Below are 17,070 nucleotides of genomic sequence, written 5' to 3' on the forward strand. Positions count from 1 at the left end.
TCTGAATAATTCAATATCAATCGCCGAATAATAGTCGATAAATTTATTATGTAAACTAATCAAAATGTTCTTGACTATATAGGAAGATATTCTTACAATGAACCTTTATAACGGTTAGACAAAATAGGAGTGATAGGGTGAAGGAAGCGAATCAATGGTCTTCGAAGATCGGCTTTATTTTAGCCGCGGCAGGATCAGCTATTGGGCTTGGCGCGATATGGAAATTCCCATATGTAGCTGGAACCAGCGGAGGAGGCGCATTTTTACTTATTTTTATTTTATTTACGGTTTTAATCGGACTGCCTTTATTGTTAGGTGAATTCATCATAGGCAGAAAAACGCAGAAAGATGCCGTTCAGTCCTATAAAACACTTGCTCCAGGAACGAAGTGGCATTGGATCGGATATTTAGGCATGGTAACGTGCTTTATTCTTCTCTCCTTCTACAGTGTCGTCGGCGGGTGGATTTTAATTTATATTATAAAAGGCTTCACTGGCGGTTTGTCGCAAACATCTGGTTTTGATACGATATTTGCAAGTACCATTTCAAATCCTTATTTGGCTGTAGGAGGCCAGTTGCTCTTTATGGCAGTGACCATTTTGGTTGTTGCAAAAGGAGTTAGCAGCGGAATTGAAAAGGCTAGCCAAGTATTAATGCCGGCGCTATTTATATTATTTATTATTTTAATGGTGCGTTCTGTTACCCTTGACGGTGCGGTGGAAGGGCTCAAGTTTTTCCTGATGCCTGATTTTTCAGCGATTGACGCTAATACGATTTTGTATGCGATGGGCCAGTCCTTTTTCTTATTAAGTGTCGGTGTATCTGTCATGGTTACTTACAGCTCTTATTTAGGGAAACAGGAAAATCTTGTGCAGTCCGCTGTATCAGTAACTGTATTGAACGTACTTGTTGCAGTTATGGCAGGGATTGCGATTTTTCCAGCTGTATTTTCATTTGGTCTCAAGCCAGACCAAGGACCGATTCTGTTATTTAACGTGCTGCCAACTATATTTAATCAAATGCCGTTCGGAATTATCTTTTTATTAGCATTTTTAATTCTATTTTTATTTGCTGCATTGACATCTGCTTTTTCAATGCTGGAAATTTTGGTCGCAGTGCTTTCAAAAGGTGATGTCAATAAGAGAAAACGATTCGCTTGGTTAGGCGGAATCGCTATATTTATTGTCGGTGTGCCGTCTGCACTATCATACGGTGTCTTAAGTGACGTTTCTATATTTCACTTATCCATTTTTGATGCGGCCGACTATCTTGTGAGCAATATTTTAATGCCGTTAGGCGCGTTATTGATCTCGATTTTTGTCCCGCTTAAAATACCGAAACAGGATTTGTTTGACGAGCTGAAAAGCGGTTCCAGCCTCAAACGGAAGTGGTTTGCGGTTTGGCTGCTGCTTATTCGTTATCTATCTCCTGTGGCCATCATCATCGTGTTTTTGCATGTGATAGGCATTTTTTAACACACGAAGCCCCGGGGGAAAGGGGGCTTTTTTAATATAGTTTCCAAACGACTTCTTTTGCCTGCTCAAAACGTTTTTCTGCCTCGCGCCAATCCACGACATTCCACCAGTGATCGACATAGCTTGCCCGGTCATTTTTATATTGCAAATAGTAGGCATGCTCCCATACGTCAAGCGGTAAAAGAGGGATCACATCCCACTGGCTGAAGAGCTGGTGTTTTTCTGCTGTTAAAATCTCCAGCCGTCCTGATCGAGGTGCCCAGACCAGAATGGCCCAGCCGACACCTTCCACTTTTTTAGCGGCTCGGGTAAAATGTTCTTTAAAAGCGGAATAGCTTCCAAATGAAAGGTCAATCATTTGAAACAATGCCCCTGTAGGGCGCCGCTTTCCGTTTGGATGCATGGAAAACCAGAAAATACTGTGCAAATAATGGCCTGCTCCATGGAACGCAAGCTCTCTTTCCCAATGAGTGATCAAGTCAAAATTCTTTGTCGCCCTCGCTTTTTTAAGCTCCAATTCTGCTTTGTTCAGGCCATCGACATAGCTTTGATGATGTTTTGTATGATGAAGGACCATAATATCGCGTGAAATATAAGGCTCTAAGGCGGAATATTTGTATGGAAGCTTTGGCAGCACATGTTTCCCTATAGGGACATAAGCGCGTCTTTCATTTGTATCATCTGATTCTGTAATATCCCGGTAAAGGGCAGCTGCCTGCTTATACCAATCTTCTTCTGTTGTTTGGTCATCTTCCAGAGCCTCAATCATCTTGTCGATTTGATCTTCGAACTGGTCAAGCTGTCCCCGCTTTTGAATCTGGTCTTTCAGTGCTTCACACCAATTGAACATCTCCGTTTGATAAGATTCACGTTTCATTTGCTGTCTCCTTTTCAATAGAATCAAAATACTTCCCGACAGCCAGCAAAGAGAATACATATGGATAACTGTGATAGCGAATATAAAATTGCTTTGGCAATCCGATTCCTGCTGGATATGCGAGGTTATCAGCGCTGCGTGAACTGCTGTCAGTAAGGTAGTGCATGCCTTTCACAACAGACGGATGTTCGGGTTTTTCGTATGTGAGTAAAGCGTCTAAAGCCCAGGCCGTTTGTACAATGGTTCCTCTTTGAAGCGGTACATATGTTTTGATTTCGGCGCTTTTGCAAGATTCTCCCCAGCTCCCGTCATCATTTTGTATGGATTTGAGCCAACGCAGAGCCTTTTGTATAGCGGGGTGCTTTCGGTCAACCCCGCATGCATGCATACCCGTAAGAGCAGCCCAGGTGCCGTAAATGTAGCAAACACCCCATCTTCCGTACCATGACCCATTTTGTTCCTGATTCTGGAAAAGCCACTTCACTGCGCGTTGAATATGCTGATGTTTTTCTGTGAAGCCAACTTTCTCGCCTAAAAAATGCAGTACACGTCCGGTGAGGTCGGCGGTTGAAGGGTCAACTGCAGCGTCCTCGGCGGATTCAAGCGGCAGATGGCGAATCAGTGGATGGTTCACATTTTTTTCAAAAGCAGAAAATCCGCCATCATTGTTTTGCATCGATAAAAGCCAAGACACCCCTCGTTCCCAAGCTGCAGGAGAATAATTGCGGGGAATCGCTTTTAAAACAGCTGCAGTGTCGTCACAGTCAGGGTTATTTGTATTAATGTTTGAAAATCCCCAGCCGCCGGGAATTGAATTTGGATTTTTGACAGACCAATCTGCTATTTTAGCATGCTGGCGTTCTAGCAAAAAGTCGGCTGCTTTTGTAACAAAGCCATCCGTTTCGGTCACACCATTTTTTTGAAGAGCATAGCTGATTAGAGCTGTATCCCAAACAGTTGAAGTAGAGTTTTCTAGATAAGGAATCCCGTTGCATTTAGTCATCAGTGATTTGATACCGTTAATCGCCCTGCTGATAACAGGGGAGTAGCGCGACACACCTAGTGACAGAAGGCTGTAAACCATAAATATGGTTGCACTCGCATAGCTGTATAATGTTCCGTCTTTTTCAATCCGGTCCAGCATATACGTTTTAGCTGTCTGTAAGCCCAGCTGCTGGAACGCAAATGGCGCATGGAAAATGCGTTTCCAATGTGACAAAATAGACGTGAGATCTCTTTCTTCAAAAGCATCAGACCGAAGCCAAGTGAAAGGGTTTTTTGTCATGTGCGGATCGAGATGGCGAAGAGATGAAATATTGCGGTTATTAAGGATAAATCGCTGATTGAGTGTTACAGCCATAGGAGCAAAATGAATACGGGCATATGAGCTGAACTGATAGAAATGAACCGGCAATGTTGGTGGGAGCGCCATAAGTGATAATGGTAAATACAAAGCAGGCCAAGGATAAAGTCCGTTTGCGGCAAGCATCCATTTTGTCATGAAATGAACGTGTCTCAAACCTCCATGTGAGATGATAAATTGTTCGGCTTTTTTCATGTGCGGGTCAGATCTGTGAAAACAGCCAGAAGCCAGCATCCCGACATATCCTTGGACGGTAGCCGTTAGATTTCCGGGAGTTTCATCGGGATAATTGATAAATGTGCCATCGGGCTGCTGTTTTGCACGTATGCCAGCGGCAAGTGCTGATATCAGTTCTTTTTCATTTTTGCTTTCATCTAGGGAGGTCAGGAGCAAAATAAAAAAGGAATTTGTCATGATTGGTCCTTCAAAGCAAAATGTCCATGAACCATCAGCATTTTGCCTGTCTCTTAACTCCGTAATGGTTTTCTTTTGAAAACGCCTCACTTTCTCCTGAAGTGTGCCCACCACGCTCAACTCCTTCAGAAGCATATATATTCAGCATCTTTTATGGGCATTACAGAAAGAAAAAAACTGCTGGCAGGCAGCAGTTTTTTAAACATACATGTTAGTCTTCAAGATTTATCCAAACACTTTTAACTTCTGTGTAATTATTCAAGGCATATGATCCCATTTCTCGTCCGAGTCCTGACTGTTTATAACCGCCAAATGGAGATGCCGCGTCGAACACATTATAGCAGTTCACCCAAATGGTTCCGGCTTGAAGGCGGTCCGCGATATAGTGCGCCTGCTTGACGTTCTCTGTCCACAGTCCGGCCGCAAGCCCATATTCTGAATGGTTTGCCCGTTCAATAACTTCATCGACTGTTTCGTACGGAATGGCAGTCAGCACGGGTCCGAAAATTTCTTCTTTTGCGATGGTCATTTCATCATCAACATTCGCAAACACAGTCGGTGCGACAAAATATCCTTCTTCAAAAGGACAGCTTCCGCCAGTCACTGCTTTTGCTCCTTCATCTTTTCCTTTTTGAATATAGGAAAGAACGCGTTCATGCTGTTCCTTGCTTACGAGAGGCCCGATTTGCGTATCTTTATGAAGACCCGCTCCTTGGCGGAGTGACTCAGCATAGGACACCATTTCATCAACAACTTCATCATATTGGTCTTTATGAATGAAGACACGGGAGCCCGCACAGCAGACCTGGCCCTGGTTAAACATCACACCGTTTAAAGCGCCCGGGATTGCTTTTTTCAAATTCGCATCCGGCAGAAGAATATTAGGCGATTTTCCGCCCAGCTCCAATGTAACACGCTTAATGCTTTTCGCTGCGGTGGACATGATTTTCTTTCCAATTTCAGTCGAACCGGTAAAGGCAATTTTATCAACCGCTTCGTGGTTCGTCAGCGCTTCTCCCGCATCTTCACCGAATCCTGGGATGATGTTGATTACACCGGCAGGGAAACCGGCTTGGTCAATTAATTCTGCCAAATAAAGGGCTGAAAGCGGTGTTTGTTCAGCCGGTTTGAGAACGATTGTACAGCCTGTTGCAAGTGCCGCACCCATTTTCCACATCGCCATCAGGAGCGGGAAATTCCATGGAATGATCTGGCCGACGACACCGACAGGCTCATGACGCGTATAATTAAAATAAGCGCCGGAAACCGGAATCGTCTGTCCTGTTATTTTTGTACACCAGCCGGCGTAATAGCGCATATGCTCGATAGCCAGCGGAATATCTCCATTAGTCGTTTCATTAATTGGTTTCCCATTATCAAGTGTTTCAAGCTGAGCAAGCTCAGTTTTATGCTCTTCCATTAAGTCTGCCAGCTTATACATCAGTCTGCTTCTAGAAGCTGGAGACATTGTTCTCCATTCGCCTTGATCAAAGGCTTTCCGGGCAGCTTTCACCGCTTTGTCCACATCCGCAGCCTGGGCTTCATACAGCGTCATCAAGGTTTCGCCGGTCGCCGGGTTGGGAGTGTCAAAGGTTGCCCCTGAGGCACTCGGAACAAATTTTCCGTCAATATAAAGCTTCTTTGTTCCCTGTAAAAATGTCTCCAGCCTTTTCGTCACTTGCATCGTTAAAGAACTCATTCGTAACAAACCTCCAGTCATTTTTTATGGTCTGTCCTGAGATTCTTGGTGATAGCACATTGATTTCTTGATTGCATAGCAGAAATAAGCTGTGATATTTGCTGCAAACGTAAGCGTATACAAACATTCTATAATAGAAAACAAGGCAAAATCAATGAATAACCGATATTGCAATTTACAAAAGAAAAAAGCTACAATAAGCTTATAGATAAGTAAAGGAGATTTCATCATGATTCATAAAAATTGGCTTGAAAAAGAAACAATCAAAAAGGTAAAATGTGTGCAGACAAACGCAAAAAAATATATCGTAAACAGGGTCTTAACTCCGGGAAAAGAATATGAAGTGAAAAATGAAACAGAGGAGTTTCTCTTTGTGGTCGACAATACCAATAAAGTGGGCGGCTACTATAAAGAATACTTCGAAGAGATGTAATGTTTCCTTAAAGCATCAGACAAACTTGTTAAAAGCAGTCGATACATAAAACCGCAGCTCAGCTGCGGTTTTTTTGTGATTAAACAGGAAATATAAAACAAAATGCATGACACATTAAAAACAACTTTTTTTATAAAAACATTGCTGAATATTGAAACTTTTTCCTCAATATGTGCGTATTACTTGATGACAACAGCTTAAAAGCCGAAAAACAAATCAAAAATTTGAAAAATGTAATCTGTTCGTAATGGTTTAAATGTCTTCTATGTCGTATTCTTATATAGGGATAAAGGACTTATTTTTATGTAGTGAATGATAAAACAAATAGATAAATGCAGAAAGAGGGGTTCTTCATTGGGTATTTTTTCTGTTAGCAGATCAACGGACGCAAAGAAGCTTGAAGCTTTGCTCGTTGAAGGGGAAAGAATAGAATCGATTTATAAGCTCCGAGTGGACCAAATTTGCTTTACAAATAAGCGGATCATTTTCTTTGACAATAAAATGTTTTCCAAAAAGAAGGTTCGTGTATTTCTTCCATATAAAACAATTGAAAGCTTTGCCATCCAAGAAGCGGGAATGTTTGATCCGGACACTGGGCTTTTACTGATGACAAGAAGCAAAACGTTCGAATTAGAATTTGCGAAAGACACCGATTTAAGCGAAGTTCAGGCGGTGCTGACAAAGCATTTGTGCAGCTGAATATTTCATGAGCCAGCCGTTCAAAAAATGGTTAGGCTTTTTTTATAAAAAAACAGGGCATATGCGCCCTGTTCTGGTTATACCACACTGTTTTTCGCTGAGTTCGAATCAATAAGATCTGCATCTAATACATTTGAAATCGGTACGACAAGAGGAGTAAAGTCGCCATTTTCTTCTCCAAAGCCTTGATTTATTTTGGCTGATAAAAAGTAATCGACCTGCTGATACGGACCGAGTGTTAAAGAGGAACCACGGTCCATCGTATTGATTTTAAATCCGCCGACATTCACGACGGAGGGTGAAAAGAACATATCATCACTTCCTTTTGATCGAAGAGTTAACCGCTTCACTTTCAAAAGAGGCCGGAGAATCAATTTGGTCTCTGTCATCCACATGGCTTCTCGTGCCCATAAATCCGCTCGCATCTCCAAAATTCTGTCCGTAGCCTTGATTTTTTTTATCTGAATTTTGCCATTCTGCCAATAAATTTTGTCCTACGTTAACCGCTGAAGCATTTTCAAAGGAATTAATTTTCAGCATGAAAATATTAATATTGATATACGGAGTTGGTTGAACCACAGGCAAACCTCCTTTCTATAGTTGTATGCTGGCGGTTATAAAGTATGTTAAGACAGGGGGCTTCAAATGGATTTCGAAAAGATGAAGCAGTGGATGGAATTCGCACAGCAGATGTACGGCGGTGACTTTTGGAAACAGGTATTTGATGAAGACCAAAAAACCCCTTTTATGACAAATGGCCAATCTCCGTTTCCGTTTTCGCAGCAAGATCAGCGAGGGAAAGGAGATGCTTCATTTCCAAGCATGGATATTGTAGATACCGTTACGGAAGTCCAGTTTTTAATTTATCTTCCAGGCTACCGTAAACAGGACGTTCACATATTATCGTACGGAGATTATTTAGTGGTGAAAGGGCAGCGCTTTTCCTATTTTAATGAACAGGACTTTCGCCAAAAAGAAGGGAAATACGGAAGTTTTGAAAAGAAAATTCCGCTTTCCGATCATCTTCATGGAAAGATGAGTGCCATTTTTAAAGACGGAATCCTATACATCACCATTCAAAAAGACGAAGGTCAAGCGAAAACCATTGTTATTGATGATTGATTTTCATACTGAGTGCATCTGCTCCGTCACGGTCATCAATTGATTCAATCGGAATGACCATGACCACAAAATCTGCATTTTGTTCCCCGAAACCGTTATTTCTTTTGATAGCAGAGCACTTGTTCCTTAATTCCGCAGAACCAGAGGTAAGGGATGAGCCGCTGCCTATCGTGTTAGTTTTGAGATGAGCAATATTGATGTTAGTCGGAAGCATGAAAACCTCTCCTTTCTTTGGGATATACACATTATATATGTAGACAAAAGAGGAGTATGCAAAGGGTCGTGATGTCATGAAAAAAATGCTTAGGTCCCTGATCAGGCATTGTTTGAAATCAGAATTTGGCAAACTGCGTGAATGTGAAGAAAGGCTTTCACGGCTTGAGGAACAGAACAACAGCAGCAAACAGCAGGCTGAAGAAACCTATATACATATTGAAACGCTGAATGTTGAAAAAATTGATTATCATCTCGAATTCGGCGAGCTGACCATTGATGAACTGAGCGGCAGATTAAATATAGGCGCAACCTATTATATGCCGCCAGAAGAGAAAGACAAAAAGTGCCGGCGAAAATCCGAAGCGCCACCAACACCAGCGGTCACGATCCGTTCAAAAAGGCAGTAGCTCATCCTTCCATCCATGTTCCCATGTTTGACAGGAGGCAAAACGGGAAACAGAATAGAAAGGAGAGGATATACATGGCACTGACAAATGAACAAACACAGCATCTCTATCATAAATTGCTCGATATGCAAAAAGAATTGTCTGGAGAGAAAAAGGAAACAGAATCAATGACAGAAGAAGTGGGGGAGCTTTCCAATGGGGTTGACAACCATATGGCAGATCACGGTACGCTCGTCACAGACCGGATGACAGACCAAACGGTGAGAGAGATTGACCGGGAGCTGTTAGAGGAGGTTAACCATGCATTACAAAAGATGAAAGAAGGAACTTACGGCGTGTGTGAAAAAACGGGCCAAGACATTCCTTACGAAAGACTTGAAGCTGTTCCCTATGCGAGAATGACAGTTGAGGCGCAAGCTGATATGGAGGATGACCTTGAGGCAGATGCTCCTTCATATGAACGAGCGTTTCACGAACAGGTAAAAGATCTATCCAACAAAGAAACAATTGATCAAAAAAGCTCACAGACGTATGAAATCTTGGATCGTGAACAAGATTCGAAGTAAAAAAGCCAGGCAAGTACACCGATATTAGATGTACTTGCTTTTTTTTTGAAAAAAATCTCATATTCAAAATAAAGTGATTGACTTTGAGTGAAAAAGAAAGTAACATACTATTTGTAAGTAAATATAAAAAGTTTACCGGGAGGAATACAAATGTCTACAGTTTTATTTGTAAAATCAAGCGACCGTACAGCTGAAGAAGGCGTTTCAACTAAACTTTACGAGGCTTTCTTAGCTGCTTATAAAGAAAATAACCCTAATGATGAAGTGGTTGAATTAGACCTTCATAAAGAAAACCTTCCTTACCTCGGAAGAGATATGATTAACGGAACATTTAAAGCAGGTCAAGGAATGGAAATGACAGAAGAAGAGAAAAAACAAGCAGCAATTGCCGACAAATATCTGAATCAGTTTGTAAAAGCTGACAAAGTTGTTTTCGCATTCCCGCTTTGGAACTTCACAGTGCCAGCAGTGCTTCATACTTATGTTGATTACCTGTCTCGTGCAGGCGTTACTTTCAAATACACACAAGAAGGACCAGTTGGTTTAATGGGCGACAAAAAAGTTGCACTCCTTAACGCGCGTGGCGGCATTTATTCAGAAGGACCAATGGCTTCTTTAGAAATGTCATTAAACTTCATGAAAACAGTTCTTGGTTTCTGGGGTGTTCAAGACTTACACACAGTTGTCATCGAAGGACATAACGCAGCGCCTGATCAAGCGCAAGAAATCGTTGAAAAAGGTTTACAAGAAGCAAAAGATCTTGCTGCAAAATTCTAATGAACAAAAACTCCTATCGCATTGATAGGAGTTTTTTTGTATACATATTTATATAGAAGAAAGTGATGAATCCTCTTAGCGAAAAAAGGCTGTTTTTTTATTGTAATATATTTTTTGATTTGTCGAATCTTTGGATATAATAGCGAAAAAACATTTTTATTGGCTGGAAAAAGTTTTTCTAAACAATTGTTCTGGCCTCTTGATTAAAACCGCCCGATGGTGTACTATATAAAAGAAGCTACTTTGTGCGTATTGTTAATTAAGTTTTAACCTTTAAGCTGTAATAGGGAGTTTTATATCGAAGCCGGAATGTCATGCCTCCATTGCTGAGGACGACAGGAACGTTTCTGCAAACACCCACTTTGAGGAGTGGTGGTTTAAAACTTTCTTACTTGCATACGGCAAGATGTAGCGAAAGCCATTTCCTTTTCGGAAATGGCTTTTTATTTTATCTGAAAAGGTTGGTATAGCAAAAAATTCAATTTTTGTGTGAAAGAAATGAAGGCCTCTTTTTTATGATATGATGGGAGAAATTCAAGGAAAAGCGAGGTTTACACATTATGTTACATAGAGCCCAATCCCTTCTGGCTCATTATTTTGGTTATGAAAAGCTTCGCAGCGGCCAGGATGAAGCGATCCGCTTGGTAACGGAAGCGAGGCAAAATACGGCCTGTATTATGCCAACGGGAGGCGGCAAATCGATTTGCTATCAAATTCCAGCATTAATGTTTGAAGGGACGACGATCGTCATTTCACCGTTGATTTCCTTGATGAAGGATCAAGTTGATGCATTAGAAGAAGCGGGGATTAACGCCGCCTACATTAATAGCACACAATCCAATCAGGAAATATACGAGAGGCTGAACGGACTCAAAGAAGGGGCTTATAAGCTTTTTTACATTACACCAGAGCGACTAACGTCCACGGAGTTTATCCGGATTTTGCAGGGCATAGATGTTCCTTTGGTCGCAATAGACGAGGCGCACTGTATTTCTCAATGGGGGCACGATTTCAGGCCAAGCTACAGAAATATTGAGATTTTGTTCCGTGAATTACACGACAAGCCTGTCATCATGGCGTTAACAGCAACAGCCACACCCGAGGTTCATGATGATATTTGCAAACAGCTGCACATTCAAAAAGAAAACACGGTATATACCGGATTTTCACGAGAAAATTTAACCTTTAAAGTAGTAAAAGGAGAAAATAAAGATCGTTTTATAGATGAATATGTGCAAAACAACAGACATGAAGCAGGAATTGTCTATACCGCGACCAGAAAAGAAGCTGATCGGATATATGAGAGATTGAAACGAAATCAGATCAGGGCAGGGCGGTATCACGGAGGTTTGGCTGATGATGTGAGAAAAGAGCAGCAGGAAAGGTTTCTTAATGATGAGCTTCAAGTGATGGTGGCAACCTCTGCTTTTGGAATGGGGATTGATAAATCAAATATCAGATTTGTTCTGCATGCACAAATTCCAAAAGATATGGAAAGCTATTATCAAGAGGCTGGACGAGCTGGGCGGGACGGCCTTGCCAGTGAATGTGTTCTCCTGTTTTCACCGCAGGATATTATGGTGCAGCGCTTCTTAATTGAGCAATCAGAACATGAAGAGAAACAAAAGCAGGATTTAAAAAAGCTGAGACAAATGGTCGACTATTGTCATACGGAAGATTGTCTGCAGCGTTTTATCCTTATGTATTTCGGAGAAAAGGAGCCCGATGCGTGCGGACAATGCGGAAACTGCACTGATACAAGGGCGGCCCATGACGTGACGCGGGAGGCGCAAATGGTCTTATCTTGTATCATTCGCATGAAAGAACGATTTGGCAAGACGATAGTTGCCCAGGTGCTTGCCGGCTCCAAAAATAAAAAAGTTCTTGAAAACGGTTTTTCGGACCTTTCAACATACGGAATATTAAAACACCAATCAGTTGGTGAAATCAGTGATTTTATCGAATTTCTTATTTCTGACGACTTTATCAGGATGTCAGATGGTACGTTTCCGACTCTTTTTGTCAGCAGTAAAGGAAGGAATGTGCTGAGAGGAGAATTATCAGTCACGAGAAAAGAAGCGTTAAAAGCGGCAGCGATTACTGAAAATGACGAGCTGTTTGAACGATTGCGCATGGTTCGAAAAGAAATCGCGGCTGAGCAGGGTGTTCCGCCATTTGTTGTTTTCTCTGACCAAACGTTAAAAGAAATGTCCGGAAAACAACCCGTAAATGATGAGGAACTTTTGTCTATAAAAGGAGTCGGAGAACAAAAAAGAGCAAAATACGGCCGGCTTTTTTTACAAGAAATACAGGCTTATGCAAGGATGACAGACTAAAAAAACAGAAAATCAATCTTTTTTTCTATAAAAAACACATTTTATTTTCTCTGTTTTACCTTAAAATAAAAAGACTTGCGAAGCCTATTATATCAAGGGTTCAGCAAGTCTTTCCATCAGAGAGAAATCCTTCATGTAAAGGAACTGTAATCTAAATCATATCTTTTTGTTATTGATTTGACATTTACGTGTGTTACGATATCACCTGTTAGCCGCCAATAAAAAGCTAACAAGGGAGGATTTACTTATGAAGAAGACGATTATGTCCTTTGTGGCAGTTGCTGCACTTTCAACAACTGCATTCGGAGCTCACGCTTCTGCAAAAGAAATTACGGTGCAAAAGGGTGATACGCTCTGGGGAATCTCTCAGAAAAACGGAGTGAACCTAAAGGACTTAAAAGAATGGAACAAGTTAACTTCTGATAAAATCATTGCAGGAGAAAAACTGACCATTTCTTCAGAAGAAACAACCACTAATGGGCAATATACAATTAAAGCGGGAGATACGCTTTCTAAGATTGCTCAAAAATTCGGCACGACAGTCAACAACCTGAAAGTTTGGAATAACTTAAGCTCTGACATGATCTATGCTGGATCAACTCTTTCAGTAAAAGGTCAGGCAACAGCAGCAAACACAGTTGTTGAGAATGCGCAAACAAGCGCACCTCAAGCTGCACCAAAACAAGAGGCTGTGCAAAAAGAGCAACCTAAACAAGAAGCTGTACAACAGCAACCTAAACAAGAAACAAAAGCTGAGGCAGAAACTTCTGTTAACACAGAAGAGAAGGCTGTTCAATCAAATACAAATAATCAAGAAGCTTCAAAAGAACTAACAGTTACTGCTACTGCTTACACTGCTAACGACGGCGGCATCTCCGGCGTTACGGCAACAGGCATTGACTTAAATAAGAACCCGAACGCGAAAGTTATCGCGGTTGATCCTAATGTGATTCCGCTAGGTTCTAAAGTCTATGTTGAAGGCTACGGGGAAGCAACAGCAGCAGACACTGGCGGCGCTATTAAAGGAAATAAAATTGACGTATTTGTACCAAATAAAAGCGATGCATCAAATTGGGGCGTCAAAACTGTAAGTGTGAAAGTCTTAAACTAATGATATAGATTGTGATAAAAGACATGAGCTTTTGGCTTGTGTCTTTTTTTCTTTATCATATGCTGATAAAGAAAAGTGGTCCCGTTTTTCTTTTTATGTGCGATTTAGGGGCTCTCGGGTTCAAGGAATGATTTCACATTACAGAGACATTTTGCACCATGGCATTTATAGCTGGTTGTTAATATCCTTGATCGGCGAAATGAGCTGCTGTGTATCTTTTTTTGCGGATAAAAGGCAGTTGGATGTAGCAGTTGCCATATACGGAATCGGATTCATTTTAGGCGGTTTTTTATTGTCATATTAGGCACTCTTGCAGTTGGGCAAGGCAGCTTGTGAGCGGAGTTGGTCAGCAGATGACTTTCCATATTAAATACGCAATTCAATTGATATCAGCAATTCAGCAGATGTGCAGTGGCGGCGATTTTAATAGGACAACTAGTCAATCTGAGGCTGTTAAGCATATCATCGTTCAGCTGGCTTTAAGCGTGAAGGATATCGATCCGTCTTGTTCCGGTTCCGGCGATGTATTCAGGTTAACAAAAAAGATCTTGGCATCTGCCAAGATCTTTTTTTATTTAAACCAGCCTTTTTCTTTTGAACGGGTAATGGCTTCAATTCGATTTTTCACTTCAAGTTTTTCTAGAATCATTGAGATATAATTTCGCACCGTTCCGCTTTTGATGCTGAGTTCCTGAGCGATTTCTTTGGTATTTTTACCGTTAGCCACAAGTTCAAGCACTTCTTTTTCTCTATCTGTAAGAGGGTTAGCCTCGCTGTATAAGTCCTCCATCAGCTCAGGTGCATAGATGCGCTTTCCGTTCATAACGCTACGGATGGCGCAGGCGAGCTCTTCGCTCGGACTGTCTTTTAATAAATAGCCTTTTACGCCTGCTTTAATAGCTCTCTGAAAGTAGCCGGGTCTGGCAAAGGTGGTTAGGATTATAATTTTGCAGCCTGTATTCTTTAGCTCCTCGGCAGCTTCCAGGCCTGTTTTTCCAGGCATTTCAATGTCCATAATACATACATCAGGCTGGCGTTTTTTGACAAAATCAACAGCATCTTGGCCGGTTGTCCCTTTTCCTACGACTTCCATATCGTCTTCTAGGTTTAGAAGTGATCCTAAAGCGCCCAGCAGCATTTGCTGATCTTCTGCAATAAATATACTAATCATGTAAGCCATCCTTTATGTTTATTTTGAATTATTAGGAATTGCCATGGTAAGCTTGGTGCCGTTTTCGGTATCGATGTGAAGGCTTCCGTTTGCAAACTCAAGCCGTTCTCTCATCCCAAGTAAGCCATGTCCTTTAGAAAAGGAATTTTCTTCTCCTTTAAATGTTCCATCGTCAGACACTGTAATGACAACTTCCTTCCAGAGCTGCTGAATGTCTACTCGGCAAGTTTTAGCCTGACTGTGTTTGACGACATTTGTGACAGCTTCTTTTAAGCACATGCTCAAAATGTTTTCATTTAGCAATGAGATATTTTCGGGCCACTTCTCTTCTTCATAGATAAACGTAATGTCTGCGGCTTCGAGAATCTGTTTGATGTTGATCAGTTCATCCTTGAGCCGGATGCCTTTCATGGAGGATACGATTTTTCTTACTTCATTTAAAGAAGTTCTCGCTGTTTGCTGAACACTTTTCAATTCACGAGCTGCTTGTTCGGGATCTTTGTATATCAATTTTCTCGCTAAGTCGCTTTTTAATCCGATAAGAGAAAGCTTTTGTCCAAGCGTATCATGGAGATCGCGGGCAATTCGCTGCCGTTCTTCTAATTTTACCAGTTCTGCAATCCGTTCATTTGCATCCTCAAGCTTTTCTTCCAGCCGTTCGCGTTCCTTGCGGCTTCTTATACTGAAGGGCAATAAAATCGCGCTGATGAGGGTAATGACGACAAAAGGAATTTGAGTCAAAAAGAATTCCTTTTTTAATACGAGACTGAAATTAGCTGCGACAGCCGCGCTTATTAAATGGACATAATATAAAATGTGAAAAGGGACGCGTTCCTTAATGTTTCCAATAAAATACGCGATAAAAAACGCAAAATAAATATAACTGAACAGAGTAATGGAGGACGTCGAAATGCCGATTAATAAAAATCCCCACAAATAAATGGTCCAGCCTTTTGAGACGAAAGCAAATCTATATACGGAAAAAAATAAAAGCGTCAAAATGATGCCGACAATAATAACAAATGTAGATGATGATTTCCATATAAAGTAGAAGGGGAGAATGAAAAATATTGTCCATATATAGGGAGTAATTCCGCTTAGTTTTTGAAATGTAAAATGCTTTTTAATCATGATCTTACCTCATTTTCAGCTTTTCATCTTACTTGTAACTTTATCATTGTGAAAGCCGGAATGCACCCTCCAATAATAAAAAGGAAGTCCTCTAGTATATTAGAAGACCTCCTTCATCATCAGGCGTTCTTTCGCAACTGCTCTTTATCTGGTGAACCAGGCGAAGAGCTTGAAGGTTTATGTTTGATGTCCCGAAAGGACACAAATTGTTTTTTATCTTCATCCCAAAGGCGGAATGCAAGTGATTGCAGACTTGTTTTTAAGGTAATTGTCGGTACGTTTTTTAATGGTTCATGATGTTCATGAGCCACTTCAAGCTTATAGTTAGGCACCTTTGGACTCAAATGATGCACGTGGTGGTAACCGATATTGCCTGTCAGCCATTGAAGCAGCTTCGGAAGCTTATAAAATGAACTGCCTTCAACAGCGGCCTGAACGTAGCTCCAGTTTTCATCCGCTTCAAAATAAGAATCTTCAAAGGTATGCTGCACGTAAAACAGCCAAACACCGATTGAACCTGAAATCAGAAATATCGGGCCTTGAACGAGCAAAAACGATTGCCAGCCAAAGATCAGACAGCAAGCGGCAGCTAACGCAGCAATTGCCAGATTCGTAAGGTATGTGTTTACACGCTCCTTGCGTCTTGCGCCTTTTTTGTTAAAACGGTTCGTGATCAGAAAAACATAAATCGGTCCGAGAATAAACATAATAAACGGGTTTCTATAAAGTCTGTAGGCAAGCTTTGTTCGTCTGGATGCAGCCTTATATTCGTTCACTGTTAACATCCAGATATCACCTGTTCCGCGTTTATCCAGATTGCTGCTTGTCGCATGGTGAATCGAATGGCTGTGCTGCCATTGAAGATACGGGAATAAAGTCAGGACACCTGTCAGAAAACCAAGAATATGGTTATAGCGTTTTTGTTTGAAAAAAGATTGATGGCAGCAGTCATGGAAGATGATAAAAATTCTTGTCAGAAAACCCGCGGCAATCACTGTTAATGCTAACGTAAGAAGATAGGAGACATTGAGGCTGAGAAAAGCAAGAAACCACAGGCCGAAGAATGGAATAAACGTGTTCAAAAGCTGAATCAGGCTGTTTTTCGTTTCAGGCTGAGCAAATGCAGCGACTTGCTTTGTCAGCTGTTTTTGTTTATGTGCAACGGTTTGTTCAGTCATAGTAAGTATCCTCTCATTGTGTGTCTCGGTTCAGTATACGCTAATGAGAGAAGTCTTTTGTAGTAGCACACATCATGCCTCCTATATGACATTTG

18 protein-coding genes and 1 other RNA gene are annotated in these 17,070 nt (G+C 41.2%); 10 read left to right on the plus strand and 9 right to left on the minus strand.

Translation table 11 applies throughout. The features are described from left to right. Positions 1-137: 137 nt before the first annotated feature. Positions 138-1,475, plus strand: coding sequence for a sodium-dependent transporter (locus BFW96_RS09685; RefSeq protein ID WP_069839294.1), 1,338 nt, complete (start codon positions 138-140; stop codon positions 1,473-1,475). Positions 1,476-1,506: 31 nt separating this feature from the next. Here the strand turns inward: BFW96_RS09685 and BFW96_RS09690 are convergent, their stop codons facing one another. The 3 genes from BFW96_RS09690 to dhaS all read right to left on the minus strand — a co-directional run bounded on the left by BFW96_RS09690 (position 1,507) and on the right by dhaS (position 5,828). Beyond that, positions 1,507-2,352 carry a superoxide dismutase gene (locus tag BFW96_RS09690; RefSeq protein ID WP_069839295.1) on the minus strand — a complete coding sequence of 282 codons (846 nt, stop codon included), beginning with the start codon at positions 2,350-2,352 and terminating at the stop codon, positions 1,507-1,509. Next, positions 2,342-4,240 carry a sporulenol synthase gene (sqhC, locus tag BFW96_RS09695; RefSeq protein ID WP_069839296.1) on the minus strand — a complete coding sequence of 633 codons (1,899 nt, stop codon included), beginning with the start codon at positions 4,238-4,240 and terminating at the stop codon, positions 2,342-2,344. The genes BFW96_RS09690 and sqhC overlap by 11 nt, the downstream gene beginning before the upstream one ends. 100 nt (positions 4,241-4,340) lie before the next feature. After that, the gene (dhaS, locus tag BFW96_RS09700) at positions 4,341-5,828 is read right to left on the minus strand and encodes an aldehyde dehydrogenase DhaS (protein ID WP_069839297.1); all 1,488 of its coding nucleotides are present in this window, start codon (positions 5,826-5,828) and stop codon (positions 4,341-4,343) included. Positions 5,829-6,057: 229 nt separating this feature from the next. On the opposite strand from dhaS, the gene BFW96_RS09705 reads away from it, so the two are divergent. Both BFW96_RS09705 and BFW96_RS09710 read left to right on the plus strand, forming a co-directional pair. After that, positions 6,058-6,261, plus strand: a complete 204-nt coding sequence (locus tag BFW96_RS09705) for a DUF6501 family protein (protein WP_003231245.1) — start codon at positions 6,058-6,060, stop codon at positions 6,259-6,261. Positions 6,262-6,615: 354 nt separating this feature from the next. Next, positions 6,616-6,960, plus strand: coding sequence for a PH domain-containing protein (locus BFW96_RS09710; protein WP_003220141.1), 345 nt, complete (start codon positions 6,616-6,618; stop codon positions 6,958-6,960). A gap of 77 nt (positions 6,961-7,037) precedes the next feature. On the opposite strand, the gene BFW96_RS09715 is transcribed toward BFW96_RS09710, so the two are convergent. Then, complete coding sequence (locus BFW96_RS09715) at positions 7,038-7,271, minus strand: hypothetical protein (protein WP_014664266.1); 234 nt, start codon at positions 7,269-7,271, stop codon at positions 7,038-7,040. A 4-nt stretch (positions 7,272-7,275) separates the two neighbouring features. Next, a complete protein-coding gene (locus BFW96_RS09720; protein ID WP_004399338.1) occupies positions 7,276-7,539 on the minus strand; it encodes a hypothetical protein in 264 nt (87 codons plus the stop codon). A gap of 66 nt (positions 7,540-7,605) precedes the next feature. On the opposite strand from BFW96_RS09720, the gene yocM reads away from it, so the two are divergent. After that, positions 7,606-8,082, plus strand: a complete 477-nt coding sequence (yocM, locus tag BFW96_RS09725; RefSeq protein WP_014664265.1) for a salt stress-responsive protein YocM — start codon at positions 7,606-7,608, stop codon at positions 8,080-8,082. Here the strand turns inward: yocM and BFW96_RS09730 are convergent. Beyond that, positions 8,069-8,296, minus strand: a complete 228-nt coding sequence (locus tag BFW96_RS09730; protein WP_069839298.1) for a hypothetical protein — start codon at positions 8,294-8,296, stop codon at positions 8,069-8,071. The two genes, yocM and BFW96_RS09730, sit on opposite strands and share 14 nt — an antisense overlap. A 76-nt stretch (positions 8,297-8,372) precedes the next feature. Between BFW96_RS09730 and BFW96_RS09735 the strand changes: the two genes are divergently transcribed. The 6 genes from BFW96_RS09735 to BFW96_RS09765 all read left to right on the plus strand — a co-directional run bounded on the left by BFW96_RS09735 (position 8,373) and on the right by BFW96_RS09765 (position 13,495). After that, entirely contained in the window at positions 8,373-8,705 is a 333-nt protein-coding gene (locus tag BFW96_RS09735; RefSeq protein ID WP_069839299.1) for a hypothetical protein, read from the plus strand. Positions 8,706-8,779: 74 nt separating this feature from the next. Continuing rightward, the gene (locus tag BFW96_RS09740) at positions 8,780-9,271 is read left to right on the plus strand and encodes a TraR/DksA family transcriptional regulator (protein ID WP_014664262.1); all 492 of its coding nucleotides are present in this window, start codon (positions 8,780-8,782) and stop codon (positions 9,269-9,271) included. Positions 9,272-9,421: 150 nt separating this feature from the next. Next, on the plus strand, positions 9,422-10,048 hold the full coding sequence (gene azoJ / locus BFW96_RS09745) for an FMN-dependent NADH-azoreductase AzoJ (protein WP_014664261.1): 627 nt from the start codon (positions 9,422-9,424) through the stop codon (positions 10,046-10,048). Positions 10,049-10,280: 232 nt separating this feature from the next. Beyond that, positions 10,281-10,467, plus strand: a non-coding RNA gene (gene ssrS / locus BFW96_RS09755) — 6S RNA. A 141-nt stretch (positions 10,468-10,608) separates the two neighbouring features. Continuing rightward, the gene (gene recQ / locus BFW96_RS09760) at positions 10,609-12,384 is read left to right on the plus strand and encodes a DNA helicase RecQ (RefSeq protein ID WP_040082901.1); all 1,776 of its coding nucleotides are present in this window, start codon (positions 10,609-10,611) and stop codon (positions 12,382-12,384) included. 247 nt (positions 12,385-12,631) lie between these two features. Next, positions 12,632-13,495 carry a LysM peptidoglycan-binding and 3D domain-containing protein gene (locus BFW96_RS09765; RefSeq protein WP_014664259.1) on the plus strand — a complete coding sequence of 288 codons (864 nt, stop codon included), beginning with the start codon at positions 12,632-12,634 and terminating at the stop codon, positions 13,493-13,495. A gap of 571 nt (positions 13,496-14,066) precedes the next feature. Here BFW96_RS09765 and desR read toward each other — a convergent pair. From desR to desA, 3 genes are all read right to left on the minus strand, one after another. Then, the gene (gene desR, locus BFW96_RS09770; RefSeq protein ID WP_014664257.1) at positions 14,067-14,666 is read right to left on the minus strand and encodes a two-component system response regulator DesR; all 600 of its coding nucleotides are present in this window, start codon (positions 14,664-14,666) and stop codon (positions 14,067-14,069) included. An 18-nt stretch (positions 14,667-14,684) separates the two neighbouring features. After that, positions 14,685-15,797 (minus strand): two-component sensor histidine kinase DesK, encoded by a 1,113-nt coding sequence (desK, locus tag BFW96_RS09775; RefSeq protein WP_014664256.1) that lies wholly within the window; start codon positions 15,795-15,797, stop codon positions 14,685-14,687. 119 nt (positions 15,798-15,916) lie between these two features. Further along, a complete protein-coding gene (desA, locus tag BFW96_RS09780) occupies positions 15,917-16,975 on the minus strand; it encodes a Delta(5) desaturase DesA (RefSeq protein ID WP_069839300.1) in 1,059 nt (352 codons plus the stop codon). Positions 16,976-17,070 lie beyond the last annotated feature (95 nt).

The organism is Bacillus sp. F56 (genome assembly GCF_001748205.1).
GTDB lineage: Bacteria > Bacillota > Bacilli > Bacillales > Bacillaceae > Bacillus > Bacillus stercoris.

What these genes read in the sequence shown, in the direction of transcription:
- BFW96_RS09690 (WP_069839295.1), bottom strand. Translation starts at nt 2,352, where the DNA reads ATGAAACGTGAATCTTATCAAACGGAGATGTTCAATTGGTGTGAAGCA.
- desA (WP_069839300.1), bottom strand. Translation starts at nt 16,975, where the DNA reads ATGACTGAACAAACCGTTGCACATAAACAAAAACAGCTGACAAAGCAA.
- recQ (WP_040082901.1), top strand. Translation starts at nt 10,609, where the DNA reads ATGTTACATAGAGCCCAATCCCTTCTGGCTCATTATTTTGGTTATGAA.
- desK (WP_014664256.1), bottom strand. Translation starts at nt 15,797, where the DNA reads ATGATTAAAAAGCATTTTACATTTCAAAAACTAAGCGGAATTACTCCC.
- BFW96_RS09730 (WP_069839298.1), bottom strand. Translation starts at nt 8,296, where the DNA reads ATGCTTCCGACTAACATCAATATTGCTCATCTCAAAACTAACACGATA.
- azoJ (WP_014664261.1), top strand. Translation starts at nt 9,422, where the DNA reads ATGTCTACAGTTTTATTTGTAAAATCAAGCGACCGTACAGCTGAAGAA.
- BFW96_RS09740 (WP_014664262.1), top strand. Translation starts at nt 8,780, where the DNA reads ATGGCACTGACAAATGAACAAACACAGCATCTCTATCATAAATTGCTC.
- dhaS (WP_069839297.1), bottom strand. Translation starts at nt 5,828, where the DNA reads ATGAGTTCTTTAACGATGCAAGTGACGAAAAGGCTGGAGACATTTTTA.
- BFW96_RS09735 (WP_069839299.1), top strand. Translation starts at nt 8,373, where the DNA reads ATGAAAAAAATGCTTAGGTCCCTGATCAGGCATTGTTTGAAATCAGAA.
- yocM (WP_014664265.1), top strand. Translation starts at nt 7,606, where the DNA reads ATGGATTTCGAAAAGATGAAGCAGTGGATGGAATTCGCACAGCAGATG.
- desR (WP_014664257.1), bottom strand. Translation starts at nt 14,666, where the DNA reads ATGATTAGTATATTTATTGCAGAAGATCAGCAAATGCTGCTGGGCGCT.
- BFW96_RS09715 (WP_014664266.1), bottom strand. Translation starts at nt 7,271, where the DNA reads ATGTTCTTTTCACCCTCCGTCGTGAATGTCGGCGGATTTAAAATCAAT.
- BFW96_RS09705 (WP_003231245.1), top strand. Translation starts at nt 6,058, where the DNA reads ATGATTCATAAAAATTGGCTTGAAAAAGAAACAATCAAAAAGGTAAAA.
- BFW96_RS09765 (WP_014664259.1), top strand. Translation starts at nt 12,632, where the DNA reads ATGAAGAAGACGATTATGTCCTTTGTGGCAGTTGCTGCACTTTCAACA.